This is a genomic window from Ruegeria sp. K11 (genome assembly GCF_056531905.1).
Genome location: NZ_JBQFMP010000002.1, coordinates 314,758 through 340,259 on the forward strand (window position 1 = coordinate 314,758; position 25,502 = coordinate 340,259).

20 protein-coding genes and 1 pseudogene are annotated in these 25,502 nt (G+C 59.7%); 10 read left to right on the forward strand and 11 right to left on the reverse strand.

All coding sequences use genetic code 11. The annotated features are described in order from the left end of the window. Nucleotide 1: 1 nt before the first annotated feature. The 7 genes and pseudogenes from ACR0K4_RS04365 to pepN form a co-directional block, all read right to left on the reverse strand. The gene (locus ACR0K4_RS04365; protein ID WP_480852975.1) at nucleotides 2-1,369 is read right to left on the reverse strand and encodes a DUF3179 domain-containing protein; all 1,368 of its coding nucleotides are present in this window, start codon (nucleotides 1,367-1,369) and stop codon (nucleotides 2-4) included. Nucleotides 1,370-1,457: 88 nt separating this feature from the next. Then, nucleotides 1,458-1,901, reverse strand: coding sequence for a DUF4177 domain-containing protein (locus tag ACR0K4_RS04370; protein ID WP_480852976.1), 444 nt, complete (start codon nucleotides 1,899-1,901; stop codon nucleotides 1,458-1,460). Between the two features lie 80 nt (nucleotides 1,902-1,981). Continuing rightward, entirely contained in the window at nucleotides 1,982-3,238 is a 1,257-nt protein-coding gene (gene pepT, locus ACR0K4_RS04375; protein ID WP_480852978.1) for a peptidase T, read from the reverse strand. A gap of 91 nt (nucleotides 3,239-3,329) precedes the next feature. Then, entirely contained in the window at nucleotides 3,330-4,841 is a 1,512-nt protein-coding gene (gene gatB, locus ACR0K4_RS04380) for an Asp-tRNA(Asn)/Glu-tRNA(Gln) amidotransferase subunit GatB (RefSeq protein ID WP_480852980.1), read from the reverse strand. A gap of 77 nt (nucleotides 4,842-4,918) precedes the next feature. Continuing rightward, nucleotides 4,919-6,109 (reverse strand): hypothetical protein, encoded by a 1,191-nt coding sequence (locus ACR0K4_RS04385; RefSeq protein WP_480852982.1) that lies wholly within the window; start codon nucleotides 6,107-6,109, stop codon nucleotides 4,919-4,921. 198 nt (nucleotides 6,110-6,307) lie between these two features. Then, nucleotides 6,308-6,736 (reverse strand): hypothetical protein, encoded by a 429-nt coding sequence (locus ACR0K4_RS04390; RefSeq protein WP_480852984.1) that lies wholly within the window; start codon nucleotides 6,734-6,736, stop codon nucleotides 6,308-6,310. Then, nucleotides 6,733-9,286: pseudogene (pepN, locus tag ACR0K4_RS04395) on the reverse strand (aminopeptidase N). The gene ACR0K4_RS04390 and the pseudogene pepN overlap by 4 nt, the downstream one beginning before the upstream one ends. Before the next feature lie 205 nt (nucleotides 9,287-9,491). On the opposite strand from pepN, the gene ACR0K4_RS04400 reads away from it, so the two are divergent. Both ACR0K4_RS04400 and ACR0K4_RS04405 read left to right on the forward strand, forming a co-directional pair. Then, the gene (locus ACR0K4_RS04400; protein ID WP_480852985.1) at nucleotides 9,492-11,624 is read left to right on the forward strand and encodes a malate synthase G; all 2,133 of its coding nucleotides are present in this window, start codon (nucleotides 9,492-9,494) and stop codon (nucleotides 11,622-11,624) included. Nucleotides 11,625-11,649: 25 nt separating this feature from the next. Next, a complete protein-coding gene (locus ACR0K4_RS04405; RefSeq protein WP_480852987.1) occupies nucleotides 11,650-12,075 on the forward strand; it encodes a GlcG/HbpS family heme-binding protein in 426 nt (141 codons plus the stop codon). A 3-nt stretch (nucleotides 12,076-12,078) separates the two neighbouring features. Here ACR0K4_RS04405 and ACR0K4_RS04410 read toward each other — a convergent pair whose 3' ends face one another. Continuing rightward, on the reverse strand, nucleotides 12,079-13,026 hold the full coding sequence (locus ACR0K4_RS04410; RefSeq protein ID WP_480852989.1) for a phosphatase PAP2 family protein: 948 nt from the start codon (nucleotides 13,024-13,026) through the stop codon (nucleotides 12,079-12,081). A 170-nt stretch (nucleotides 13,027-13,196) separates the two neighbouring features. Between ACR0K4_RS04410 and ACR0K4_RS04415 the strand changes: the two genes are divergently transcribed. Continuing rightward, the gene (locus tag ACR0K4_RS04415; protein WP_480852991.1) at nucleotides 13,197-13,976 is read left to right on the forward strand and encodes a gamma-glutamyl-gamma-aminobutyrate hydrolase family protein; all 780 of its coding nucleotides are present in this window, start codon (nucleotides 13,197-13,199) and stop codon (nucleotides 13,974-13,976) included. A gap of 46 nt (nucleotides 13,977-14,022) precedes the next feature. On the opposite strand, the gene ACR0K4_RS04420 is transcribed toward ACR0K4_RS04415, so the two are convergent. Together ACR0K4_RS04420 and ACR0K4_RS04425 are read right to left on the reverse strand one after the other, a co-directional pair. Then, nucleotides 14,023-16,263 carry a xanthine dehydrogenase family protein molybdopterin-binding subunit gene (locus ACR0K4_RS04420; protein ID WP_480852993.1) on the reverse strand — a complete coding sequence of 747 codons (2,241 nt, stop codon included), beginning with the start codon at nucleotides 16,261-16,263 and terminating at the stop codon, nucleotides 14,023-14,025. Nucleotides 16,264-16,266: 3 nt separating this feature from the next. After that, a complete protein-coding gene (locus tag ACR0K4_RS04425; protein ID WP_480516999.1) occupies nucleotides 16,267-16,731 on the reverse strand; it encodes a (2Fe-2S)-binding protein in 465 nt (154 codons plus the stop codon). Nucleotides 16,732-16,830: 99 nt separating this feature from the next. Between ACR0K4_RS04425 and ACR0K4_RS04430 the strand changes: the two genes are divergently transcribed. Next, complete coding sequence (locus ACR0K4_RS04430) at nucleotides 16,831-17,409, forward strand: TetR/AcrR family transcriptional regulator (RefSeq protein ID WP_480852995.1); 579 nt, start codon at nucleotides 16,831-16,833, stop codon at nucleotides 17,407-17,409. Here ACR0K4_RS04430 and kynU read toward each other — a convergent pair. Then, nucleotides 17,402-18,595 (reverse strand): kynureninase, encoded by a 1,194-nt coding sequence (kynU, locus tag ACR0K4_RS04435; RefSeq protein ID WP_480852996.1) that lies wholly within the window; start codon nucleotides 18,593-18,595, stop codon nucleotides 17,402-17,404. The two genes, ACR0K4_RS04430 and kynU, sit on opposite strands and share 8 nt — an antisense overlap. A 178-nt stretch (nucleotides 18,596-18,773) precedes the next feature. Here kynU and ACR0K4_RS04440 point away from each other — a divergent pair, with 178 nt between their 5' ends. The 6 genes from ACR0K4_RS04440 to ACR0K4_RS04465 all read left to right on the forward strand — a co-directional run bounded on the left by ACR0K4_RS04440 (nucleotide 18,774) and on the right by ACR0K4_RS04465 (nucleotide 25,498). Further along, on the forward strand, nucleotides 18,774-19,223 hold the full coding sequence (locus ACR0K4_RS04440) for a methyltransferase family protein (protein WP_480852997.1): 450 nt from the start codon (nucleotides 18,774-18,776) through the stop codon (nucleotides 19,221-19,223). A 135-nt stretch (nucleotides 19,224-19,358) separates the two neighbouring features. Further along, nucleotides 19,359-20,930, forward strand: coding sequence for a Re/Si-specific NAD(P)(+) transhydrogenase subunit alpha (locus ACR0K4_RS04445; protein WP_480516993.1), 1,572 nt, complete (start codon nucleotides 19,359-19,361; stop codon nucleotides 20,928-20,930). A 14-nt stretch (nucleotides 20,931-20,944) separates the two neighbouring features. After that, entirely contained in the window at nucleotides 20,945-22,399 is a 1,455-nt protein-coding gene (locus ACR0K4_RS04450; RefSeq protein ID WP_480852998.1) for an NAD(P)(+) transhydrogenase (Re/Si-specific) subunit beta, read from the forward strand. A gap of 151 nt (nucleotides 22,400-22,550) precedes the next feature. Further along, complete coding sequence (locus ACR0K4_RS04455) at nucleotides 22,551-22,907, forward strand: VOC family protein (RefSeq protein ID WP_480852999.1); 357 nt, start codon at nucleotides 22,551-22,553, stop codon at nucleotides 22,905-22,907. 107 nt (nucleotides 22,908-23,014) lie between these two features. Then, on the forward strand, nucleotides 23,015-24,292 hold the full coding sequence (locus tag ACR0K4_RS04460; RefSeq protein WP_480853000.1) for a DUF3422 family protein: 1,278 nt from the start codon (nucleotides 23,015-23,017) through the stop codon (nucleotides 24,290-24,292). Nucleotides 24,293-24,361: 69 nt separating this feature from the next. Further along, complete coding sequence (locus ACR0K4_RS04465; protein WP_480853001.1) at nucleotides 24,362-25,498, forward strand: MFS transporter; 1,137 nt, start codon at nucleotides 24,362-24,364, stop codon at nucleotides 25,496-25,498. The last annotated feature ends 4 nt before the right edge of the window (nucleotides 25,499-25,502 follow it).

Consider the following 25,502-nt stretch of genomic DNA (forward strand, 5'->3'; position numbering starts at 1 on the left):
CCTAGCCATCATAGACCGTGGCCGCGTCGCCAAGATAATTGTCCCAGGCAAACCAGTAAGAGATGTGGCCCGCCACGCGCGGCAATTGCGCGCCATCGGGCCCAACCAGCGCTTCTTCGGTCATGGTCCATTTCTGGCCGGACTGATCCACAAGGTCTCCGCCGGACGTCGAGAACTGGTTCGATTTCCGCTCATACGCGCGGACGGTGCGCCTGTCTTCGTTGCCGATCAGAACCAGAGGACGGTTTGCAATCGCATCGTTGATAACGCGGCGACGCCCAAAAGCATCCAGCGGCCACGCCCGCGCCGCACCGAATTGGCGCACGGCAAAGACGTAATCTTTCTGCCGGTGATCTTTTTGATCCACCAAGGCCGGGAACATCAGTTCGGGTGAGGCGAAATATTCCCGGTAGACCACGCCTGATCCGTAGTTCCGCCGGTGCCCGGTATCCAGTGACAGAATCTTGGTGTCGGGATGTGAAGTTTTCCAGCTGTCCCACGTGGTGATCACCACCGGACGCTGTTGTAATTCGATCCCGCTATTGACCAGAGGTCCGACCACCGGTTTGCCGGTATACTGGTTCCACAGCGAATGCGTTTCGCGGTCAAACATCAGTTTGTTCGAGCGGTAGAGGAACCCCGATGAGCCAAAGACCAGCGGTTTGCGGCGCCCTTCAACCCGGGTTTCAAACAGGATGCCCGACCCGCAGAGCGTGCAATAGGCCAGTGCCACGGGCACGCCGCCGATCACCTCGTTGAACATCTCGTGCCAGCCCATAATCCGCAGCGGATAGGCGCGCACGTCGCCGTTGATTTCAACCCCGAACACAAGATCATCCGGTTTCATGTAATCGGCCTGCTTCGCCGAGATCAGCTCGGGATTGTCCAGCGATGGAATACCATCCTTGACCACGCCCCCCCACGAGATCTCCTCAAGCCTGATCTTCATCTTGTCCCGGTCCAGATATTGAGGGCGCAGGAACACGTCGAAGTTCTGGTCGATGCCCAGCAGAACCTCGCGCTTGAACGGGATCAGCGAGGGGTGCGGGACGATCTGGGGGTTGCGCTCTTGCCAGAGCATCCAGTCAAACCAGTCCGCCCCAATCGACTGACCTGTCAGCGCGTCCATAACTTCGGCGATGTCATCGTCCCGCCGCCGGGCAAAGCGCATTGCTGTCAACAGCGCGGGCACCACGTCGGGATTACCGCGTTCCTTCAGGAAGGCCATACCGGCTTCGAAATCCGTGCGGCTGGAGTACAGGGTCGTCCGAATGGCATTCAGTACCGGATCCTCCTGCGCCCAAAGCGCGGAAGGGGCCAGGGCGCTTGCCCCCAGCAAACCGTGAAAACTGCGACGCGTGAGTGGCATGGTATCCTCCGATAGACTCCATGCCCACTTTGCACACTGATGTGCTCACGTTCACGCAACACCCTTGTGAACGGAATGTATTATTTGATCAGGGCTTGTCGCTTTGGTCGTCGTCGGGGTGCTTCAGTGTCAGAGGCGGATCCTGAGGGGCTTCGGAAACCGGTGCCGGTGCAACCACGGGCTCGGGCGTGTTCTGCCCCAGAACTTCGTCCGGACCCGGCACGGGACGCACGCCGGGCGTTACCTCTTCTGCGACTGGTGGGGCAGTCGGCTCAGGCACCTCTTCGATGGCATCGCCGGGGATTGCGCGGCGGAATACCAGAACGTTGCGCCAGTTCGTGGTCGATCCGGTCAGCCCGCTGCGTTCTTCACTGGGTAAAAGTTCGGCGCGTTGATATTCCCAGCCGTCCTGACCCAGCTTGTTGAGCAGTTGTTCAACCGAATTGGCAAAACGGCCTTCTGGTGTTTTGACCCCTTTGGCCTTGGTGCCCTTTTGCGGGGCGGGAACAACTTTGTATTCGTAGCGGTGCATCATTCGGTCCCGATTGCCATCTCTCGGCACGTTAACATTTTGAAGCGCCGGGAAAAGCGAACTTCTTGTGGGCGTGAAAATCAACCCGCAGTGTTGCCTTCAGCCCGCGCTGCTTTTGCGACAAGCGACAGGCAAAGCTCGGTCGCAAGGGCCATGTCCTGAACTGATATCCACTCCAGCGGGCCGTGAATGCATTGCATCCCGGTAAAGATGTTGGGCGTCGGGGTGCCGAATTCAGTCAGACGCGACCCATCGGTTCCGCCCCGGATCGGGACCGAGACGGGCTCGATCCCCTGTTCGCGGCAGGCCTCGCGGGCCAGATCGACGGGGGTCATGTCCTTTTCCAGCCAGTAACGCATGTTGCGGTATTGATGGGAGATGTCGCAGGTGATGGTCGCGCGCGGCTCGGTCGCCTGCACGGCGGCGCAGACCTGACGGACGATGTCGCGCTGGGCCTCAAGCCCCTCCATTTCGAAATCGCGCAGGATCAGCTTGATCTCCATCTCGGAGGACCCGCCGTTCATGTCGGTGATATGGATGAACCCCTCGCGCCCGTCGGTGACCTCGGGTGTCATGGTGGCTTGCGGCAGGGTCTGCACGATCTTTGCGGCCAGATGGGCCGCGTTGACCATCTTGTCCTTGGCCAGGCCGGGGTGGATCGAGACGCCGGTGATGTTGATCACCGCACGATCCGCCGAAAAGCTCTCGTACTCGATCTCACCCACGTCCTGCCCGTCCAGCGTATAGGCGAAATCGGCCTTGAGATCCTTGGGCAGTTGCTCGGTCACGCCGCGCCCGATCTCTTCGTCAGGGGTAAAGGCGATGCGGATGGGGCCATGGGCGATGTCTTTGTTCTCAATAAGATGCCGCGCCATCGTCATCAGGATCGACACGCCGGCCTTGTCATCCGCCCCCAGCAACGTGGTGCCAGAGGCGGTGATCAGGTCATGGCCGATCTTTTCGGCCAGATAGGGGTGCTCTTCGGGCGAAAGAACCAGATCAGGGTCATCGGGAAAGGTGATCTCGCCGCCGTTATAGCCTTTGATGACTCGCGGTTTCACGCCGGTTGCGTTGAATTGCGGGGCGGTGTCAACATGGGCCAGAAAGCCGACCGTCGGGCCCTCAGCCGTGCCGGGGATCGTCGCCACGACCACGCTGTCGCCGGTGATCTCAACATCCTGTGCGCCGATCTCTGCCAGTTCCTTTTGCAGCAGATGCAGCATGTCGAACTGAATGCCGGTGCTGGGGGTCGAGGGCGAGGTCTCGTCGCTTTGGCTGTCGATGGCGGCATAGCGCATCAGCCGGGTTTCGAGTTCCTGATCAAATCTGTTCTGCATCGTACCCTCCCTCTTTGCTGCCGAAGAAAGGGGGTAAATGACAACGGAGTCAAGCGGGTGGCCTGACTCCGTTTTATGTTTCACAATGGGTTTATGATCCCAGCTTTTGGGCGACCAACTGGTTTACCGCTTTTGGGTTGGCTTTGCCGCCGGTGGCCTTCATCACCTGACCAACGAACCAGCCCGCCAGTTTGGGGTTCACCTTGGCCTTTTCGACCTGCGCCGGGTTGGCGGCGATGATCTCATCCAGAGCGGCCTCAATCGCGCCGGTGTCGGTCACCTGCTTCATGCCGCGCTCTTCCACGATCTGCGCCGGGTCGCCGCCTTCAGTATAGACGATCTCGAACAGGTCCTTGGCGATCTTGCCCGAAATGGCGTCCGACGCGATCAGGTCGATGATCCCACCCAATTGCGCCGGTGATACGGGCGAGTCGGTGATGTCGTGGTCTTCTTTCTTCAGGCGACCAAACAGCTCGTTGATGACCCAGTTCGCGGCCAGCTTGCCGTTGCGGCCTTTCGCGACGTCCTCGAAATAAGCGGCGCTTTCGACCTCGGCAGTCAGGACCGACGCGTCATAGTCGGTCAGGCCGAATTCGGCGATGAACCGCGCCTTTTTGTCGTCGGGCAGTTCCGGCAGCTTTGCGGCGATGTCGTCTACCCATGCCTGTTCGATCTCCAACGGTAGCAGGTCGGGGTCGGGGAAGTAGCGGTAGTCATGCGCTTCTTCCTTGGACCGCATCGAGCGGGTCTCGCCCTTGTCCGGGTCATACAGGCGGGTTTCCTGATCGACGGTTCCGCCGCCTTCGACGATGGCGATCTGGCGACGCGCTTCGACCTCAATCGCTTGCTGGATGAACCGCATCGAGTTCATGTTCTTGATCTCGCAGCGCGTACCCAAATGCGAGAAGTCCTGCGTTTCCTGATACTTCTCATACGCGCCCGGCAAACAGATCGAGACGTTCACGTCCGCCCGCAGGTTGCCGTTTTGCATGTTGCCGTCGCACGTACCCAGATAGCGCATGATCTGGCGCAGTTTGGCGATATAGGCGGCGGCTTCTTCCGGGCCACGGATGTCGGGGCGGCTGACGATCTCCATCAGGCAGACACCGGTCCGGTTCAGGTCGACGAAGGACATATGCGGATCCATGTCGTGGATCGATTTGCCTGCGTCCTGTTCCATATGGATACGCTCGATGCGAACCATGCGCGCGGTGCCGTCGCCCATTTCGACCAGCACTTCGCCTTCGCCCACGATGGGGTGGTAGAGCTGGGAAATCTGGTATCCCTGCGGCAAGTCGGGGTAGAAATAGTTCTTGCGGTCGAACGCCGATTTCAGGTTGATATCCGCCTTCAGGCCCAGCCCGGTCCGCACCGCCTGTTCCACGCAATATTCGTTGATCACAGGCAGCATCCCCGGCATCGCCGCATCAACAAAGGCCACGTTTGAGTTCGGCTCGGCCCCGAATTGGGTCGATGCGCCGGAAAACAGCTTGGCATTGGATGAGACCTGAGCGTGCACCTCCATCCCGATCACCAGTTCCCAATCGTGCTTGGCCCCGGCAATGGTTTTAACTTTGGGCATTTCGTATGTCAGGTCGAGCATGGCGCGCCTCATTTCCGCAAAAGTCTAGGTTTGCGTATTAGGCGCGCCGGGCCAAAGGAGCAAGGGGCAAAGGCGGTTTAGTTCCCGGTGACCTGCAGCCCGGTCGGGGTGAATGTCACGCTTTGACCGCTACGCAGTTCATCCCGAAGCAGCCCTGCGATTGCGCGCATTGCGTCACGGTGGCCCCGGGCGGCGAACCGCTCGGGAGAGCTGACGCGCAGGCTGTTGTTGAACCCATCGGCCGCATGCGCCCAGATCAGCGGGTGCAATTCGGTCAGATGGTCGCGGATCAGCCAATCTGCCGCTGCGCAAATCTGTTTGCGCGCCTGATCGGCACGCGGACACGCCCCAATTCTGGACTTGAGCGTGATCGCACAATACGCAGCCAGCAGGTTGATCGTCTGCTGATCCGGGCGGCGCGTTACGATATCGCGCATCCCTTCCAGAAAATACTCAACATCCACGCGCGCACAGGCTTCGTCATCCAGCGCGATGGCGTCGAATTGTACCCAAGTGTAGCCACCCGCGCCCCAGATTTTCTGCGTGCGGGCCGCGTTGCGCAGGGCCTGCACTTCCAGTTCTTCGTAGCTGCCGAACCAGCGCGGCAGCAAATGGCTGCCCATGGCCCGCATGTGGCGGTGGTTTTGCGGGTCCAACGAAATCAGAGCCTCATATTTCTCGGCCACCCGCGCGCGCGCGACACGCTGACCTGCCAGCAAGGCGCAATCCGCAGCGGCAATGGCCGGGCTGTCCGGCAGCGCCGCCTGACAATCCGGCAGAATGGCCGCGGCCCGGTCGAAATGCGCAGCGCAACGCGATTGATGCAGCGGCGGCAGGGCACCACCGCGTCCCCGGGTGCCACGCCAGGCCCATGCCAGGTCGATATGCGCCAACGCAACAACCAGACCGATCATCGGATCATCAGGATGATCCTGCATCTCACCTTCCAGTTCGGAAATGCCGCTGAGCAGATCATAATCCGAGATTGCCTTGCCGTCCGACAGCGCATGCTCTACCGCCAGAACGACATCCGAGCGGGCCCCGAAAGCCAGAAGATCAACAATTGGCTGTCCGCAAGGTGAGACATCGCGCGACCGGTCTGCGGCCAGCATTTCCTGCGACAGTTCGCTCCAGCGGTCCTGACGCGCGAACGCGCGCCCGCGTTCGATCATCTTCTTGGCGACCAGATCTTCTGGCCCGGTTTTTGCGACGGGAATGTTCAGTTGGCCGGTATCCACAAACCGCGACTGTCCGGCAGCATCTGACACAGATGCCTGCGGGGAAGCGGGATAGGTATGACCTGAGAATCTGGCTGAAAACGCCTTGAAGGACCGGAACATGGCTTAACTCGAACTATTAAAACATAGGTAACAGATTAAACTTGCCTAAAAATGTTCGAAAAATCAAGGTGACGGGGTTCGGGTCGGCGGATTTCGGATCAATTTGTTCTGAATTTGTGAATCGTTTCAGAAAACCCGGAAATGGTGACGTTCGACGGTAAATCCGGCGTGCTGAAGCAGTTTTTCAAGATTTTTATGGGGCGGCAGCGATTCATCTGGCAATCTGACTTTCTTGTCGGACCGTAATATTGCCGTGACCCGAACGGAGAAATCCCATCGTGTGTCAAATCGAAAGCGATCAATGTCCGACAATTCCAAGTTGCCCGATCGTTGACCGGAATGCCAACTCAGGGCCGTATCGCTCAGCTCCATCCCGGCGTTGGTGTCCTTTATGACATCCCAAAGCGCCGGCAAGGTGGGCAAGGCCAGCAAGACCATCAGCCACCAGACGGCGTCGAACAGCACCATCAAGGCCACAAGCGCGGCGTATATGCAGATCAGAAGGATCACCGCACGTTGCGACCGGTTATGGCGTGTAAAGGTAAACGCGGTCATGAGCCGAGAATGCGGGACACCATTTCTGTCGAATCGCGGGACAGGTCAGGCGTTTCTGCAATCCGCGTCAACTGCGCGCGCATCAGGTCCTGCCGCGCCGCATCATAGCGCCGCCAGGTCTGGAACGCCGCACACATGCGCGCCGTTGTCTGCGGGTTCACCGGGTCCAGCCGGATCAGCCAATCTGCAAGCAAGGCATAGCCTGCGCCGCTTTCATGGTGAAAACCGGCGTGGTTCATGGCCATTGCACCGATCAGAGACCGGAAGCGATTTGGATTTTTCCAGTTGAAGTCCGGGTGGTCAGTCAGGGAACGCGCGTTTCCGACCGCAGTTTCCGGAGTCGCCATAGACACTTGCAGTCCGAACCACTTGTCGATGACCAGCCGGTCGTGCTGCCACTGGGTGTAGAAAGCGGCCAGTTCGGCTGCGCCCTTGCCCGCACGCAGCAAGCAGGCCAGCGAGGTCAATTGCAAGGTCATGTTGTCGGCATTGGCATAGTCTTCAGCGGCCTTTAGCCCACCATCCAGACGCGTCGTCAAAGACAAGGTTGCGCTGCCAAGCGCGCGCTTGCCTGATTGTTGCGCATCCGGGCTGTAGGGTGCATCGACCAGAGATTCGCTCTGCAATCGGGGAAGAAGGTCCTGCACATGCTGCGCGGTTGCCTGTCTTAGCGTCTCAACCGCGGTCCAGATCGCCATCGGGTCGGGCGTGTGGCCCTGCTCGTGCAGGGTGGCGGCGAGTTCCGACTGAGTCGGCAAGCCCAGCATCAAAGCGCGATAAGCCGGGTCCAGTTCACGGTCGCGTAGCACAGACATCAGCCCGTCCAGATAATCGGAATCCGGGGCCGCGTCGTCGCGGATCATGCGCAGCAGCGTATCCTGCGCAAGCGAACGTCCGGCCTGCCACCGGTTGAATGGGTCAGTGTCATGAGCCAGCAGGAACGCACGTTCCGCGTTGCTCTGATCCTGTTCCAGAATAACCGGGGCCGAGAAGTCCCGCAGGATTGAAGCCGTGGGTTTGGCGGCCAGCCCGGGGAAAGTAAAGCTTTGCTCGCGCTCTGTTAATTCCAGAACCTCAGTCGCGCGGACCTCATCGCCATTTGGCCCTAAAAGACCCACGGCAACCGGAATGACCTGTGGCAGCTTTTCGGGCTGACCGGGCGTGGGCGGGGTATGTTGCGACAGGGTCAGGGTATAGGTGCCGTCGGCCCATCCTTCCGCCACTTTGACGCGTGGCGTGCCCGATTGGCTGTACCAGCGTTTGAACTGAGTTAGATCACGGCCCGTCGTGTCCTCGAACACTTTGATCCAGTCTTCAATTGTGCAGGCCTGCCCGTCATGCCGGTCGAAATAGAGGTCCAATGCTTTGGCATAGGCGTCATCGCCCACCAGCCTTTTCAGCATTGCGATCACCTCGGCGCCTTTTTCGTAAACGGTCGAGGTGTAGAAGTTGTTGATTTCCTGAAAGCTCTCGGGCCTGACAGGATGGGACAGGGGGCCGTTATCCTCGGGGAACTGACGGGCGCGCAGGTCGATGGCATCGTGGATGCGCTTGACCGGGGCCGAGCGCATGTCCGAAGTGAATTGCGCATCGCGGAAGACCGTTAACCCCTCTTTCAGGCACAGTTGGAACCAGTCGCGGCAGGTGATGCGGTTGCCGGTCCAGTTGTGGAAATATTCATGCGCGATGATGGCTTCGATCCGCTCAAAAATTGTTGTCGGTCGAGGTCTCGGGGCTGGCCAGCACAGCCGAAGAGTTGAATATGTTCAGCCCCTTGTTTTCCATTGCGCCCATGTTGAAATCGTCGACAGCCACGATGTTGAACACGTCCAGATCGTATTCGCGGCCATAGACATCCTCGTCCCATTTCATCGACTTCCTCAGCGCCTCCATGCCAAAGGCGCATTTGCCCTCATCCCCTGGGCGGACCCATAGGTTCAGTTCAACATCCCGGCCTGACATGGTGTTGAACTGGCCGGGATGGGCGATCAGATCGCCCGCGACCAGCGCGAACAGATAGGCGGGTTTGGGCCAGGGGTCGGTCCACTCTGCCCAACCGTCACCCTGGCCCGAAGGGTTGCCGTTGGACAGCAGCACGGGAAGGTCGCCATTGATGCGCACGGTAAAGGTCGACATCACGTCAGGGCGGTCCGGGTAGAACGTGATCTTGCGGAACCCTTCCGCCTCGCACTGGGTGCAATACATGCCGTTCGACATATACAGCCCCTCAAGCGCGGTGTTGTTGCCCGGATCAATCTCGACCTCAGCCTCCCAGACGAAAGGCGCATCAGGGGCCGGGACGGTCAGGCCCTTGTCCGTCACTTCAGGCGCGACCACACCTCCGTCAATCGCGGCCCGGATCAGTTTCAGATCTTCGCCGTGCAGGAAAAACGTGCGGTCCGTAGCATCGGGGTTTGGACGAAAGGCGATGCGCGAGGTCACGCGCGTGGCATGTGCAGCCAGATCGAATGTCAGATGCACGTTGTCTACCAGATACCCGAAGGGGGTGTAGTCTTTCAGATAGATCGTCGTAGGAGCAGCATCACGCATCATGGACCTCGTGCAGATTGGTTCATGCGCGACGTTATGGGCTGTGGCGGCGGGCTGCAAGCGGGGCTGGCGGGTTCGATAACGCATGAAATGATATTTTGGTAAGGTTTTTTTACCGGAACGCAACGGCATACGTTGCCTGTCGGAAACTTTCGCTCTACATGCTGGCTGCATACAGTGGCGCACATCGGCGGGGAGAGAGAGCATGAGCAACCGACAGACACGCAGCGGACTAGGGGTCGATACGGTTTTGGCCGAGTTCATCGAAGGTCAGGCCCTGCCGGGGACAGGCGTAACCGCCGATGCGTTCTGGGATGGTTTCGCACGTATGGTGACCGAATTGGGCCCGAAGAACCGCGCCTTGCTTGCTGAACGGGAAGACATTCAGGGTCAGATAGATGCATGGCACGCTGATCGAAAAGGTCAGGACCATGACGCCACCGCTTATCAGGCCTTCCTGCGCGAGATCGGATATCTTGTCGAGGAGGGTGCCGATTTCCAGATTGAGACCGCAAATGTCGATCCTGAAATCGCGACAATTCCCGGCCCTCAGCTTGTTGTGCCCATCACCAACGCGCGGTTTGCCCTGAATGCTGCCAATGCACGCTGGGGCAGCTTGTATGATGCGCTTTATGGAACGGATGCGATGGGGGATTTGCCCGCCGCCGGAGGCTATGACGCCGCACGTGGCGCGCGTGTTATCGCCTGGGCCAAAGGCTTTTTGGATGATGCAGTCCCATTGGCCAATGGGTCATGGGCCGACGTGACCGGGCTGCGGGTCGAGGGCGGCGCGTTGGTGCCGGCTTTGGCCGATGCCGCGCGTTTTGAGGGCTTTGGTGGTGCAGCCGAACAGCCTGATTTCGTGCTGCTGAAGCACAACGGGCTGCATATCAGGATCGTGATCGACGCCGCTAGCACTATCGGGGCCACCGACCCGGCGGGTATAGCGGATGTGCAGATGGAATCGGCGTTGTCCACGATCATGGATTGCGAGGATTCCGTGGCCTGTGTGGACGCCGAGGACAAGGTCGTCGCCTATGGCAACTGGCTCGGCCTGATGAAGGGCGATCTGACCGAAGAGGTGACAAAGGGCGGTAAGACATTTACCCGCAAGCTGGCTGATGATCTGATCTATACTACGGCTGAGGGCGAGGCGGGTACGTTGAAGGGCCGCTCGTTGATGCTGGTGCGAAATGTGGGACACCTGATGACCAACCCCGCCGTGCTGGACGCCGAAGGGCGTGAAGTTGGCGAGGGGCTGATGGATGCGCTGTGCACCACGCTGATCGCCATGCACGACCTGCAGCGCGACGGCGGGAACTCGGTCAAAGGGTCCGTCTATGTGGTGAAACCCAAGATGCACGGCCCCGCCGAGGTGGCTTTTGCGGTCGAGATATTCGACACGGTCGAAGACATCCTTGGCCTGCCGCGAAACACGGTGAAGCTGGGCATCATGGATGAGGAACGCCGCACCTCGGTCAATCTCAGGGAGTGCATCCGCGCAGCAAAATCGCGTGTGGCCTTCATCAATACCGGGTTCCTCGACCGGACCGGGGACGAAATACACACCTCGATCGAGGCCGGTCCGATGCTGCCCAAGGGCGACATGAAAGTCACGCCGTGGATCACCTCATATGAAGATCGCAATGTCGATATCGGTCTTGCCTGCGGTCTCAAGGGCAAGGCGCAGATCGGCAAAGGCATGTGGGCGATGCCTGACCGGATGGGCGATATGCTGGACGCCAAGATCGGCCACCCGCAGTCGGGCGCAACCTGCGCATGGGTGCCATCGCCCACTGCCGCAACTTTGCATGCCACGCATTATCACAAGGTCGACGTTCTGGCACGTCAGGATGAGCTGGCCGCAGGCGGCGCGCGCGGTACGTTGGATGACTTGCTGACGGTGCCGCTGCTGGGTGGACGCAATCTGAGCGATGATGAGATCACCCGCGAGATCGAGAACAATGCACAAGGGATCCTTGGCTATGTGGTGCGGTGGGTCGATCAGGGCGTGGGCTGTTCGAAAGTGCCGGACATCAACGATATCGGCCTGATGGAAGATCGCGCGACCTGCCGGATCTCGTCGCAGGCGCTGGCCAATTGGCTGCATCATGACATTGTCAGCGAACAGCAGGTCATGGGCGCGATGCAGAAAATGGCGGCGGTGGTGGACCGCCAGAACGAAGGGGATGCGGAATATCGACCGATGGCGCCGGGGTTTGACGGCATTGCCTTTCAGGCTGCCTGCGATCTGGTGTTCAAGGGCCGTGTTCAGCCGTCAGGTTATACCGAGCCGGTTTTGCACGCCCGCCGTCTGGAGCTGAAAGCCAGCCTTTGAAACCCTCTCATTGAAAGGACACGACATGGCAGTTTCCCTGCGCAAAGCCCGCACAATCATCCGCAAGACCCTTGAAAAAGGCCATGAGCTGGAGCTGAAACCGCTCTCGGTCGTCGTTCTGGACGCCGGTGGCCATGTGATCGCGTTTGAGCGCGAAGACGGGGCTGCCCCCGGTCGCTTTGCGATCGCGCAAGGCAAGGCCTATGGTTCGGTCATGCTGGGTATGGCTGGTACTGCGCAAATGGCCCGGGCTGAGGCACAGGCTTATTTCATGGCTGCAGTGAACGGCGTTTACGGCGGTCAGGTCGTGCCTGTTCCGGGGGGTGTTTTGCTCCGTGACAAAAAAGGCGCGGTGATCGGTGCGGTTGGAGTCACTGGTGATACATCAGACAACGACGCTGCCGCCGCGCTGGCTGGTATCGAAGCCGCCGGGCTAATCGGCGAGATCTGAAACTTATTTTATGGGGCTACCCAACTGCGGACGCGCCGCCACCCAGGCCGAAAGCGCGAACACAGCCAATGCACCGGCCATATCGGTCAGGTGGTGCCCTCCGTGTGAGAGGATGGCGGGCACCATCGCCAGATTCAGTGCAAGTGCCGGATAGAAAAACGGCGTTTTGTAAAGATACCAGACAACCAAAAGCAGCATCACCGTGTGATATGAAGGAAACGCGACGGTTCCCAGGATGTCTTCCGGCGCGATAATGGCCAATCCATTCTGGGACAGATACAGCAGCGTCTGCGCATATGCGCTATTTGTGACCAGTCCGATCTCTTCTTCGAGACCTTCTGGTAAATTGAAGAAGGCCGACGGACCGACGCTGGGCGCCAGCCACCAGATCAGCGTCGTCAGCATAAGGCTGAAACTACCCGCAATGAGCGCGCGATTTAGTGTGTCCGCCCTCCCTGTAAGAGCGAGAATGCCAATCAGAACAAAGAGCTGCGGCAGAGAGCTCAGGTAAACCCAGCGCAGCGCGCCTGCGATTTCCGGGTAGCCTGCCACTGCCTCAACGAAATCAGGCCAAACATATCCAACCACCGCATCGGCGCGCAGCAGCAAGGTGTCGGTTGTAAGCTGCCCAATTGGAAACCGAAGATAGATCAATATCGTCGACAGCCCCATGAAACCAAGGAACAGGCTGTTTGCGATGGCAAGCTGGGCGATGCGAGGCTGGTTCTTGTAGCACCGGATATAGCAGCCAACCGCGAACAGCCCAATGGCTGGAATGAGTGTCAGAAAGAATGCGGACCACGCGACGGGTTGGGATTTCAGTACCGATAATGCGCCGCAAAGAATCAAGATCAGCAGCAGTGACGAGCTCAAGAGAGTTTCTGTGCGGGACAGCCCCAGTCGTTCAGAGAAAACTGTTACCACTCCTTGTTCGACTGTTGAGTTCGCCATGAGACCTGCCTGACCTATTTCGCCAACTAGTGCATCATATTTGCGGCATATCTTTGGCGTTCCTGCGCAGTTGTTGAGAAATTCACATCGCAAGCTGCGCCACCGCACTTTGAAATACGGCCCGGGTTTGGCATGAATGGTCGGGCAGTCTGCAAACAGTGAGGAAGTGAATGTCTCGTCCTGTCGTCGGTATCATCGGCAATTCATATCTGATGAATGATCAATATCCGACTCATACCGGTGGGACGATGAACTCGGACGCTGTGGCGAATGTGTCGGGGTGTCTGCCACTGCTGATCCCCGCCGACCCGCGCTATGTGTCGGTTGAGGAATTACTGGATGTCTGTGACGGCTTTCTACTGACCGGTGGTCGCCCGAATGTACACCCAGAGGAATATGGAGAGCCCGCGACCGAAGCGCATGGTGATTTCGACCGCGCGCGCGATGCGATTACCCTTCCGTTGGTACGGGCCTGCGTTGATCGTGGGCAGCCGTTCTTTGGTATTTGCCGCGGGTTTCAGGAAGTCAACGTGGCGCTGGGCGGGACGTTGTATCCCGAAATTCGGGATTTACCGGGGCGGATGAACCACCGGATGCCGCCCGACGGCACGTTGGAAGAGAAATTCGCCCTGCGCCACGTGGTGACTCTGACCGAGGGCGGTGTGTTCCATCGGCTGATGGGCGCGCGCGAAGTCATGACCAACACGTTGCACGGGCAGGGTATCAAGACAATCGGGCACCGCGTCGTGATCGACGGTCACGCCCCTGATGGCACACCCGAGGCGATTTACATCAAGGATGCTCCGGGCTTTACCCTGTCTGTGCAATGGCATCCGGAGTGGGATGCTGTGAACGACCCGGTGTCGCGTCCGTTGTTCGAAGCCTTCGGTGACGCGGTTCGGGCATGGTCAGCCGGATCGCGCACGGGATTGTTCCAGCAAACCGCATGACGTCTGCGCCGGCCCGAGAGAGAAGGGCCGGACCGACGCAGTGTGATCAAACCAGCAGGTTGAACTGATTGATCAGGGGCAGGGTGCGAGCGCGCTCGCCTGTCAGGTCGAACAGGGCGTTGCCAAGCGCGGGCATGGACGGAGGCGTTCCCGGTTCCCCAACACCACCCAGATGGGGGTTGGTTTCCAGAATGCGCACCTCAGTCACAGGTGCATTATGCATGCGCAAGGCGTCATAGTCGGGGAAGTTGTATTGCTCGACCTCTCCGTCCGCAAAGGTGATCTCTCCCATGACCGCCGCCGACAGCCCGTAGATCATGCCACCGAACATTTGTGCCTCGACCGTACCGGGATCCAGGGCCAAACCGACGTCACAGGCAATCCACGCATTGGCGATACGGATGGTGCCGTCCTCGTCGACCACTTCGATCACCTGAGCAACCGGGGTGCCGAAGCTGTAGCTCATCGCCACGCCGCGCCCGACGCCATCCGGTGTCTCTCCGGTCCAGCCGGACATGTCCTTGACGGCCTGCAGCACGCCCGCCGAGGGACCGTGCTCGGCCTTGGCCAGTTCCAACCGGAACTCCAGCGGATCACGACCGGCGGCATGGGCCATCTCGTCCATGAAGGTTTCATGGAAGAACCCGTTATAGCTGTTGCCGACCGAGCGCCAGAACCCCACGGGGACGGCCAGATCGGCGATATGACCGCTCATCCGGTAATTGGGCACCGCGTACGGCTGGTTAAAGAACCCTTCGACCAGCACTTTGTCGGGGCCACCGCCAGGCAGTCCGGTATAGCGCTCGACCGCCTGCTGAGTGCAGGATTGTGACGCGACCTTGCCGTCGATCAGCACCGCCTTGCCATCCTTGACCGCACCCCGCATCCGGGCCAGCGCCGCCGGGCGATAAAAGTCGTGGCGCATGTCTTCTTCGCGGCTCCAGGTTGTTTGAACCGGAACGCCGGGCATGGCCATTGCGACCCGGGTGGCAATTTCGGCAAAGTCCAGCTCACCACGCCGCCCAAAGCCGCCGCCCAGATAGGTGGTGTGGACCTCAACGGCTTCTTTGTCCAGATTGGCCGTGTTGGCCGCGCGGATTTGCAGGAGTGTCGGGGCCTGATTGCCGCACCACAGATCCAGTTTGGTGCCGGTAAACAGGGCGGTGGCGTTCATCGGCTCCATCGTCGAATGCGCCAGATAAGGCACGCGATATTCGGCCGAGATTTCGGTGGCACCTTCAGGCAGCGTGTCCACGTCGCCGTCATCGCGCATTGTCGAATTCGGTGCGTCGTCAAAGGCTTCGGCGATCTTTGCGAACAGCGCTTCGGTGTCGGATGGGTACGGGGCCTCGCCCCAATCGACGTCTATCGCCTCGACCGCTTGAATGGCCAGCCATGTGTTGTTGGCAATGACTGCCACGCCAGTCCCCAGATCGACCACCTTTTCGACGCCGGGCATGGACCCGGCCGTGCTGGCGTCAAAACCGTTCATCGCGCCGCCCAGTTTGGGGTTCATCCGTACCGAGGCGAATTTCAAACCCTCCGGGCGCACGTCGATGCCGAATTCTGCGTTTCCGGTGGATTTTCCCACCACATCCACACGGGGCAGGTTTTGGCCCAGCAAGCGCCAGTTTGCCGGGTCGCGCAGTTCGATATGAGGCGGATCGATCTGCCCGGCAGCTTCGGCCAGTTCGGTGTAGGGAATACGCGTGCCGTCAGGCGCAATCACCGCACCGCTTTCAGTTTTCAGTTGCGCCCGGTCAACGCCCAACCGGTCCGCGGCCGCCTGTTTCAGGGTTTCGCGGGCGGTTGCTCCGGCCTCGCGCATCCGTTCGAACCCGTCCTTCATCGAGGTCGACCCGCCGGTGACCTGCAATTGCAACGTTTTGCCCAACACGCCCAGAGCCTCGCCCAGATTGTGCTGGAAGTCCGAGATGTCGTAGCCCTTGTTCGGCAGTCCTTCGCCAATGAGGGTGCTGTTGTAATAGGCCGCTGCGGCAGGCCCGTGCAAAACGCGGATATCGTCCAGTTCTACGTCCAGTTCCTCGGCGATCAAGGCTGCCCATGTGGTCATGACGCCCTGTCCCATCTCGGCGCGCGGTGCAAACAGCGTCACACCTTTCTGGTCGATCAGGATAAAAGGGCTGAGAACGGTTTCGCCCTGACCCGGTTTCAAGGGATTGGCCGCCGGGCGGCTGACGTAATAGGCCCCAAAGGCCACGCCGCCGACAACGGCAGCGGACCCGATCAAGAACGTTCGACGGAGGATTTTGCCAATAGATGCCATTTCTTATGCCTCCTTCAACCGGGATGCCGCATCATGGATCGCTGCCCGGATACGTGGATAGGTGCCGCAGCGGCACAGGTTACCCTGCATCGCGTCGTCTATCTCGGCATCCGAAGGGGCGGGGTTCTCGGCCAGCAGCGCAGCCGCCTGCATGATCTGGCCGGATTGGCAGTAGCCGCATTGCGCGACCTGATGATCGACCCAGGATTGTTGGATTGTCGCCAGGGCATCCGGTGTGCCCAGCCCTTCGATCGTGGTCACATCGCCCCAGACATCGGACAAAGCGACCTGACATGACCGAACAGCCTCTCCGTCGATATGTACCGTGCACGAGCCGCAAGCTGCAACGCCGCAGCCGAATTTGGTGCCGGTCAACCCGACCTCGTCCCGCAGGACCCACAAAAGGGGAACATCATCAGGCAGATCCACTTGATGGGTCTTTCCATTGATAGTCAGGGCGGTCGCCATGGCGCATCTCTCTTGGTTGTGGTTGGTGTTCTGACATATTTATCGAAAAGTGTCAGGTTGTCAATTGACATAATAAACAAAAAGTGTCAGATCGGATTCATGACTGACAAACTGGATGATCCAAAGCAGCAGGCGATCCTGGCTTCGGCGCTCGAGGCGTTTGCGACTTATGGGTTTCGCAAGACTTCGATGGATGACATCGCCAAAGGCGCAGGCATGTCGCGCCCGGCGGTCTATCTGCATTACAAGAACAAAGAAGCCATAGTGCGCAGCCTGACGCGTGCGCATTATGCTGAAAAGACAGAAAATGTGGCACGAGCTTTGTCTGATGAGGGCAGCGTGTCGGATCGGCTGAGTCACGCGATCAGTGCGCAGATCGACGGCATGGCCACCATCCTCGCATCTCCTCACGGGATGGAGATGCTGGACACAAGTAAATCGACAGCCTCGGATATTTTGGCCGAAGGTGAGACGACGCTGACCGCTCTTTACGCCGATTGGCTGCGGCGCGAGGACAGCGCCGGGCGTGTTCGCCTGCCCAACGGACCCGACGAGACCGCCAAAACCATTACTGCCACCCTGATGGGTATCAAATTGACCGCCGTCAATGCTGATGAGTTTCAGTGCCGCATTTCTCAGCTGGCCGCGTTGCTGGGGGCGGGGCTTGAGGTCAGGTAACCCGCTGCCTAATCTTGAATTCAGGTTTGTCCCACAGCTTGTTGACGATGATATCCGCCAGAATGTCCACCGCCTGCTCGACGTCTGTCTCGTCAATGTATAACGGCGTAAAGCCGAACCGCATGACATCCGGCGCACGGAAGTCTCCGATCACGCCACGGGCGATCAGCGCCTGCATGGCGGCGTACCCTTCGACAAATCGGAACGAGACCTGACTGCCACGCTGCGCCGGGTCGCGGGGGCTGGCAAGATGCAGGTCGGGGCAGGTGGCTTCGACCCGGGTGATGAACAATTCGGTCAGTTCGATGGATTTTGCGCGGACATCAGCCATATCGGCCATGTCCCAAATATCCATTGCGGCTGACAAGGCCGTCATCTGGAGGATCGGAGGGGTGCCCACCCGCATTCTTTCGATGCCCGTGCCGGGGCGGTAATCCAGATCGAAGGCAAAGGGGGCTTCATGCCCCAGCCACCCCGACAGGGCAGGCCGCACCCGGTCGGCCAGTCGCGGGGCGACATAGATAAAGGCCGGCGCGCCGGGACCGCCGTTCAGATACTTATAGGTACAGCCAACGGCGAAATCGGCGTTGCAGCCGGACAGGTCCACCGGAATCGCTCCGGCGGAATGGGCCAGATCCCAGACTGTGACTGTCCCGTTCGCATGCGCCTGTTCGGTCAGCGCCTTCATATTGTGCATCCGGCCCGTGCGGTAATCGACCTCGGTCAGCATCAGCACGGCGACATCTTCTGTAATGTTTGTCGCGACGTCCTCGGGGTCTACCACGCGCAGTTCGTAATCCGGGCCGAGCGAACGCAAGAGGCCATCGACCATATAAAGGTCGGACGGAAAGTTGCCGTTATCCGAAAGCACGACCTTGCGGCCGGGGCACAGCTCGAGCGCCGAGGCCACGGCCTGATAAACCTTGATTGACAACGTATCACCCGTCACCACACTGCCCGGTTCGGCCCCGATCAGCCGTCCGATACGGTCGCCCAGACCGGTTGGCAATCCCATCCATCCGGCCTTGTTCCAGCCGGTGATCAGCATCTGGCCCCATTCGTCCTGCATCATCTTCTGCACCCGTTCCCCGGCAGAGCGGGGCAGCGGCCCAAGCGAGTTTCCGTCAAGGTAGAGAACGCCCTCGGGCAGATCGAACATGGCTTTGGTGGCGGTGAAATCGGTCATGATGGTCCTGCAAGTGAACTTGCGCACAGGGCTAGCCCATCTGACCGGGCCTGTCCATCTGCGCGCAGGTGCGAAATCCCTGCGACCATCTGTTGTTTTGCCATTTCCGACAGAAAGCGGTAGACGAGCGGTCAAATGCGACACCCGTCGCTTGAAAAGGGCAGAAAGTAATCCGTACATGCGCACCGTCGATCTTCCTCCGGTCTGGTTGCTGGGCTTTGCCATCCTCGCGTGGCTACAGGCGCGGTACGTTTCGTTCGGCCTGTCGTTGGACGGAGGGTTCACGGATCTGATAAGCGGTGTGTTGATCGGGGCCGGGCTTATCCTTGCGGTTCTGGCCATTGCCGAATTTCGCCGGTTTAAAACCACGGTCATCCCGCACAAGGTCCCGACGTCGATGGTGCAGACGGGGATTTTCAAGCGCAGCCGCAACCCGATCTATCTGGGCGATGTTCTGATCCTTGCTGGATTGATCCTGCGGTTTGATGCCGTATTGTCGCTGGTTCTTGTTCCCATCTTTGTCTGGGTGCTGGAGCGCCGGTTCATCCTGCCGGAAGAAGATCGCTTACGCCGGACCTTCCGCGCGGACTTCGCACGCTATGAACGTCAAACTCGACGCTGGATATGATGGATAAGGCGTTTGTAACTCAGCGTCAGTATTGCTGCGCTTGCGTAATGAGAAATGTTGCGCAAGAAAGATGAATGTTAAACGAGAAATACCGATCAGCCGCTCGTTCAGAGTGATAACTAGGGGGAAATGCCGGTGAAGATAGGCACACCAAAAGAAATTCTGGACGGAGAGAACCGGGTTGCAATGACCCCCGAGTCTGCCGTGCAGCTGCAAAAACTCGGGTATGAATGCGCCATCGAAAAGGGCGCCGGCGCGGCGGCAGGTTTTTCGGACGCAGCGTATGAAGCGGCCGGGGTCGAGATCGTAAAGACCGCAGCCGCTCTGTGGAAGTCGTCGGATATCGTTGCCAAGGTCCGCCAGCCCACCGAGACCGAGTTGAAGCGCCTGACCAAGGGCAAGACGCTGATTTCGTTCTTTAATCCCGCAGGGAATGAAGAAGGCATGGAACTGGCCAAATCCAAGGGTGCGAATGTCATCGCGATGGAGATGGTGCCGCGTATTTCCCGCGCGCAGAAGATGGACGCGCTGTCGTCGATGGCGAATATCGCCGGGTATCGCGCGGTGATCGAAGCGGGGAACAACTTTGGTCGTTTCTTCACGGGTCAGGTGACGGCTGCCGGTAAGGTGCCGCCTGCCAAGGTGCTGATCGTTGGCGCGGGCGTGGCCGGTCTGGCGGCCATCGGCACCTCGACCTCGTTGGGCGCGATTACCTATGCGTTTGACGTCCGCCCCGAAGTGGCGGAGCAGGTCGAATCCATGGGGGCCGAGTTCGTTTATCTGGATTTTGAGGAAGAACAGCAGGACGGTGCGGCCACGGGCGGCTATGCCTCGGTTCAGTCCGAGGAATTCCGCGAGGCCCAACTGGCCAAGTTCCGAGAGCTGGCTCCGGAAATGGACATCGTCATCACCACCGCCCTGATCCCAAACCGCCCGGCTCCGAAGCTGTGGCTTGAGGATATGGTCAAGGCGATGAAGCCGGGGTCGGTCATTGTTGACCTTGCTGCGGAACGCGGCGGTAACGTCGAAGGCACTGTGCCGGATGAGAAGGTGGTGACCGACAATGGCGTCACCATCGTCGGCTATACCGACTTCCCCAGCCGAATGGCGGCGCAGTCTTCGTCGCTTTATGCGACCAACATCCGTCACATGATGACCGACCTGACGCCTGAAAAGGACGGTCAGATCAATCACGATATGGAAGACGATGTGATCCGCGGGTCCACCGTGACTTTTGAGGGCGACATCACCTTCCCGCCGCCACCGCCCAAAGTGCAGGCGATTGCGGCGCAGAAAAAGCCCGAGGTCAAGGAACTGACCCCGGAAGAGAAGAAGGCGCAGGAGATTGCGGCCTTCAAGGCGCAGACCAAGCAGCAATTCACCCTGCTGGGTGTCGGCGGCGCGCTGATGCTGCTGGTGGGGCTGGTGGCCCCGGCCAGCTTCATGCAGCATTTCATCGTGTTCGTGCTGGCGATCTTTGTGGGCTTCCAGGTGATCTGGAACGTCTCGCACAGCTTGCACACTCCGCTGATGGCGATCACCAACGCGATCTCGTCGATTATTATCGTCGGGGCGCTCATGCAGATCGGATCGGGGTCGTTCCTGGTCATTTTGCTGGCGGCGCTGTCCGTCTTCATGGCCGGGATCAACATTTTCGGCGGCTTCCTCGTAACCCGGCGCATGCTCGCCATGTTCCAGAAATCTTAAGGGAGGCCGGGTAGATGGAATTTGGCTTTACCACTGCCGCCTATGTTGTTGCGGCTGTTCTGTTCATCCTGTCTCTGGGTGGTCTGTCGAACCAGGAAAGCGCCAAGCGCGCAGTCTGGTATGGCATCGTTGGTATGGCGCTGGCGGTCTTTGCCACGCTGGTTGGCCCCGGGTCGGGCCTGTGGTTGCTGTCGCTGCTGCTGATCGCGGGCGGGGGCTTTATCGGTCAATATGTGGCGAAACGCGTACAGATGACGGAGATGCCGCAGCTTGTGGCCGCGATGCACTCGCTGGTGGGTCTGGCGGCCGTGTTCGTGGGTTTCAACGCGCATTTTGAGATCGGCAATGTGGCGCAGGTTATGGCGATTGCCGATAACGCGTCGCAGGCGGACCTGAGTGATCTGGGCGCGTTCGCCAAGCTGATCGCCAAGAAGACGGCGGCCGAGCTGGCGATCCTGCATGTGGAACTGTTCCTGGGCATCTTCATCGGCGCGATCACCTTTACCGGATCGGTCGTGGCTTATGGCAAGCTGGCCGGTAAGGTGACCTCGGCGGCGACCAAGCTGCCGGGTGGCCATGCGCTGAATGCGGTTGCTGCGGGCCTCTCGCTGATCTGCCTGATCTGGTACACCGCGTCGGGTGGTCTGTTCCCGCTGATCCTGATGACGCTGGCCGCGCTGTTCATTGGCTATCATCTGATCATGGGTATTGGCGGGGCGGACATGCCGGTGGTTGTGTCGATGCTGAACTCGTATTCAGGTTGGGCAGCGGCGGCGATTGGTTTCTCGCTGGGCAATGACCTGCTGATCGTTGTTGGTGCGCTGGTGGGCTCGTCGGGTGCGATCCTATCCTACATCATGTGCAAGGCGATGAACCGCCACTTTGTCAGCGTGATCCTGGGCGGCTTCGGTGGTCCGCAGGGTGAGCAGATGGCTGTTGAGGGCGAGCAGATCGCAATTGAAGCAGACGGCGTCGCAGCGGCCCTGAACGATGCTGACAGCATTGTCATCATCCCGGGCTATGGCATGGCCGTTGCGCAGGCGCAGCAATCGGTGTCCGAACTGGTTCGCAAGCTGCGTGCCAAGGGCAAAGAGGTTCGCTTTGCGATCCACCCCGTTGCGGGTCGTCTGCCGGGCCACATGAACGTGCTGCTGGCCGAGGCGAAGGTGCCGTATGACATCGTCTTGGAGATGGACGAGATCAACGACGACTTCCCGGACACGGATGTGGCCATCGTCATCGGCTCGAACGACATTGTGAACCCTGCGGCGCAGGAAGACCCCAACAGCCCCATCGCCGGGATGCCGGTGCTGGAATGCTGGAAGGCCAAGCAGGTGTTCGTGTCCAAGCGTGGTCAGGGCACCGGCTATTCGGGCATCGAAAACCCGCTGTTCTTCAAAGAGAACACGCGGATGTTCTATGGGGATGCCAAGGCCTCGCTGGACAAGCTGCTGCCGATGATCGACTGATCCGGCGGTCGGAACCAAGTTGCAAAGGACGCCTGCGGGCGCCCTTTTCTCTTTCGTATTGATGGGGGCTTTGCCCCCAAACCCCCAGGATATTTTTGGCCAGATGAAGCAGGTGGAGTGTGGTATCCTGTCTGGGTATCGGAGGTTCGTTATGGAGAAAGTGAACGGTATTGGTGGCGTGTTCTTTCGGGCGCGTGACCCTGAGGCTCTGACGGAGTGGTATGAGAAACATTTGGGCGTTCATCACTTTGACCCGGTTCCGTGGATGCAGCGTGAAGGCTATACCGTCTTTGCGCCCTTTGCGCAGGACACCACCTATTTCGGGCGGCCAGAACAGCAGTGGATGATCAATTTTCGCGTGGATGATCTGGCCGCGCTGACCGCTCAGCTTGAGGCGGATGGGATCACCGTTGAGACCAACCCGGAATGGGACAGTGAGGTGGGTAAATTCGCCCGTATTCACGACCCGGAAGGGAATCCGATTGAGCTATGGCAGCCAAATCAATGAGATAGCGGGTTTGTATACCGTTGTATCCGTGTAAGTATATGAAATAAAAAGATAATTGATGTATTTCCTATGTGCCGTATAGTGCGCCCTAGGAAACGGAGCCACTGATGACACCCATAGATGACCACCCGTTGCGCTATGCGCTGGCCAACGAGTTGCACGCGCGCCCGTTTCCCGTGGCAGCGGCACCCTGCACGGTTGTGTTTCTGGCCATCAAGAAACCCGATGAGGCGGTGGCTCGGGATCGGGATGAGGATATGGCGCATCTGAAGGCGCTGCTCGATCGGCACGGTGCGCAGCATCCACAACCTGATGCCACCCATTATGCCGGGCAGATCGGGCGGCATTGGCTGAAATGGGAACAGCACACCGAGTTCGTGACCTATACGGCGATCGCACAGAATGTCAGCGACCGGGCGTTCAACCCGGCGGATTTCGAAGTGTTCCCGCCGGACTGGCTGATGGCAAGTCCGGGCCAGCGTGTGACCTCGGTCATGATGCGGGTGGTCGAACGGCAGGGTGACGAGGGGGTCAAAGCCGCGTTGTCCGATTGGTTTGAGCCGGAAAGTTTGGCCGTGGCGCGTGTCGTGGATGACGCTGCAATCTGCGCCAGCGATTTCCGTATCGATCCGGCTGGGCATATGCGGTTTGCGCTGTTCGTGACGGCTGGCACCGGAGAACGGCGGATTGGCCGGGTCATCCAGCGTCTGTGCGAGATTGAGACCTACAAGGCGATGTCGATGCTGGGGTTCGCCCGCGTCAAGCAGTTGATGCCCCGGATCGGTGAGTTGGATGGTCGGCTGACGCGGTTGATGGGCCAGATGACCGACAATTCGGCCCATCCCGACGCGTTGCTGCCGGATCTGTTATCGACCTCGACCGAGCTTGAGACGCTGTCAGCCCAGTGTTCTTTTCGCTTCGGGGCGACCGGGGCCTATGAGGCCATCGTGAATCAGCGGATTGAAGTGCTGCGCGAAGAACGGTTTGAAGGTGGGCAGAGCTTTGCCGATTTCATGATGCGCCGGTACGATCCTGCGATCCGCACGGTGAAGTCTACCGAACGCCGGTTGCAGGCCCTGTCCGACAGGGCGATCCGGGCGGGGGAATTACTGCGCACCCGTGTGGATGTCGAGCGCAGCGCACAGAACCAGGCCTTGCTGGAAAGCATGGACCGGCGCGCCGATCTGGCACTGCGACTGCAGCATACGGTTGAGGGGCTCTCGGTGGTTGCTATCAGCTATTATGCGGTCTCGTTGGTCAGCTATCTGCTGTACCCGCTGACGCAGGCCGGGATCAGCAAGGGGATGTTGACGACCTTGGTGACTCTGCCTGTGGTTCTGGCCGTTTGGCTGGGGGTTCGAAGAATTCGCAGGCGGCTGGAATAGGTGGCCTTTGCCAATCGACGAATGATCTGTAGAACGGGCGGCGTTTGACGGATTTCGCGAGGGCTTCCTGTGATCGGTATTGTGGCTGCGTGGCGTGCTGTTGCCGCCATGTTCATTTTGAACGGGGCGCTGTTTGGTATCTGGGCGTCTCGTATCCCTGCGGTCCGCGACAAGCTGGAGCTGACGCATGAGGCACTGGGGCTGGGTTTGCTGTTCATGGCGGCAGGTGCGGTGTGTTCGTTTCCGGTTACAGGACGACTGACCGACAGGTTCGGAGCGGTTGCGATAACCCGCGTGATCGCCGTGCTCTATACGTTTTCACTGGTGCTGTTGGCCTTTGCGGGCGGGTTCTGGTTGCTCGCGGCGTTTTTGTTTGTGTTCGGGGCCTTTCATGGCTCGATGGATGTGGCGATGAATGCCTGGGCGGCCGAGGTTGAACAGGCCTACGACAAGCCGGTCATGTCTTCGTTCCACGCGATGTGGAGCCTTGGGGCCGGGCTGGGTGCGCTCAGCGGATATGGTGCGGTTCAGATGGACATGACGGTGCTGCAGCATTTTTTGCTGGCCGGTGGCGTCGTGGTGGCGCTGGCGCTTGGTTTGTCCTGGGTGCGCTGGACCTCAAGGCGGACGGTTTCGGAACCGGGATCGGTGTTTGCTTTGCCGTCGGGGGCTTTGGTGCTGGTAGGGTTCACCGCGCTGTGCGGCGCATTGGGGGAAGGGGCCGTTGCCGATTGGAGCGCCATTTTCCTGCGTGATGAGACGGGTGCAACTGAGAGCGTCGCCGCCTTGGGATATGCGGTCTTTTCCGTGACGATGGTTGCGTTTCGGCTTGCGGGCGGCGTGGTCATCGCCCGGTTTGGGCCTGTCGCCACGGCCCAGTTTGGGGGGATATGTGCCGCCTTGGGCGTCTTTGGCGTGGTGTCAGCAGGGCAGCCCGGATTGGCGCTGGCAGGCTTTGCGCTGATGGGTGTGGGCTATGCGGTGATTATGCCACTGGCCTTCAGTCGCGCGGCCAATGACCCGGACGTGCCACCCGGACAGGCGATCGCCAGCGTTGCGACATTGGGTTACGGAGGGTTGCTGATCGGCCCCCCGCTGATCGGGTTTCTGGCCGAGTTGATGACCTTGCGGCTGGCATTTGCGGTTCTGTTGCCGCTGGCCGTTCTGATCATCCTGTTGGCCGGCGCGCTGAAACGCGCCGACTGAAGTT

Bases quoted from the DNA above. Each gene is read 5' to 3' on its own strand.
- ACR0K4_RS04365 (WP_480852975.1), bottom strand. From the start codon at position 1,369: ATGCCACTCACGCGTCGCAGTTTTCACGGTTTGCTGGGGGCAAGCGCC.
- ACR0K4_RS04370 (WP_480852976.1), bottom strand. From the start codon at position 1,901: ATGCACCGCTACGAATACAAAGTTGTTCCCGCCCCGCAAAAGGGCACC.
- pepT (WP_480852978.1), bottom strand. From the start codon at position 3,238: ATGCAGAACAGATTTGATCAGGAACTCGAAACCCGGCTGATGCGCTAT.
- gatB (WP_480852980.1), bottom strand. From the start codon at position 4,841: ATGCTCGACCTGACATACGAAATGCCCAAAGTTAAAACCATTGCCGGG.
- ACR0K4_RS04390 (WP_480852984.1), bottom strand. From the start codon at position 6,736: ATGACCGCGTTTACCTTTACACGCCATAACCGGTCGCAACGTGCGGTG.
- ACR0K4_RS04400 (WP_480852985.1), top strand. From the start codon at position 9,492: ATGAGCAACCGACAGACACGCAGCGGACTAGGGGTCGATACGGTTTTG.
- ACR0K4_RS04405 (WP_480852987.1), top strand. From the start codon at position 11,650: ATGGCAGTTTCCCTGCGCAAAGCCCGCACAATCATCCGCAAGACCCTT.
- ACR0K4_RS04410 (WP_480852989.1), bottom strand. From the start codon at position 13,026: ATGGCGAACTCAACAGTCGAACAAGGAGTGGTAACAGTTTTCTCTGAA.
- ACR0K4_RS04415 (WP_480852991.1), top strand. From the start codon at position 13,197: ATGTCTCGTCCTGTCGTCGGTATCATCGGCAATTCATATCTGATGAAT.
- ACR0K4_RS04420 (WP_480852993.1), bottom strand. From the start codon at position 16,263: ATGGCATCTATTGGCAAAATCCTCCGTCGAACGTTCTTGATCGGGTCC.
- ACR0K4_RS04425 (WP_480516999.1), bottom strand. From the start codon at position 16,731: ATGGCGACCGCCCTGACTATCAATGGAAAGACCCATCAAGTGGATCTG.
- ACR0K4_RS04430 (WP_480852995.1), top strand. From the start codon at position 16,831: ATGACTGACAAACTGGATGATCCAAAGCAGCAGGCGATCCTGGCTTCG.
- kynU (WP_480852996.1), bottom strand. From the start codon at position 18,595: ATGACCGATTTCACCGCCACCAAAGCCATGTTCGATCTGCCCGAGGGC.
- ACR0K4_RS04440 (WP_480852997.1), top strand. From the start codon at position 18,774: ATGCGCACCGTCGATCTTCCTCCGGTCTGGTTGCTGGGCTTTGCCATC.
- ACR0K4_RS04450 (WP_480852998.1), top strand. From the start codon at position 20,945: ATGGAATTTGGCTTTACCACTGCCGCCTATGTTGTTGCGGCTGTTCTG.
- ACR0K4_RS04455 (WP_480852999.1), top strand. From the start codon at position 22,551: ATGGAGAAAGTGAACGGTATTGGTGGCGTGTTCTTTCGGGCGCGTGAC.
- ACR0K4_RS04460 (WP_480853000.1), top strand. From the start codon at position 23,015: ATGACACCCATAGATGACCACCCGTTGCGCTATGCGCTGGCCAACGAG.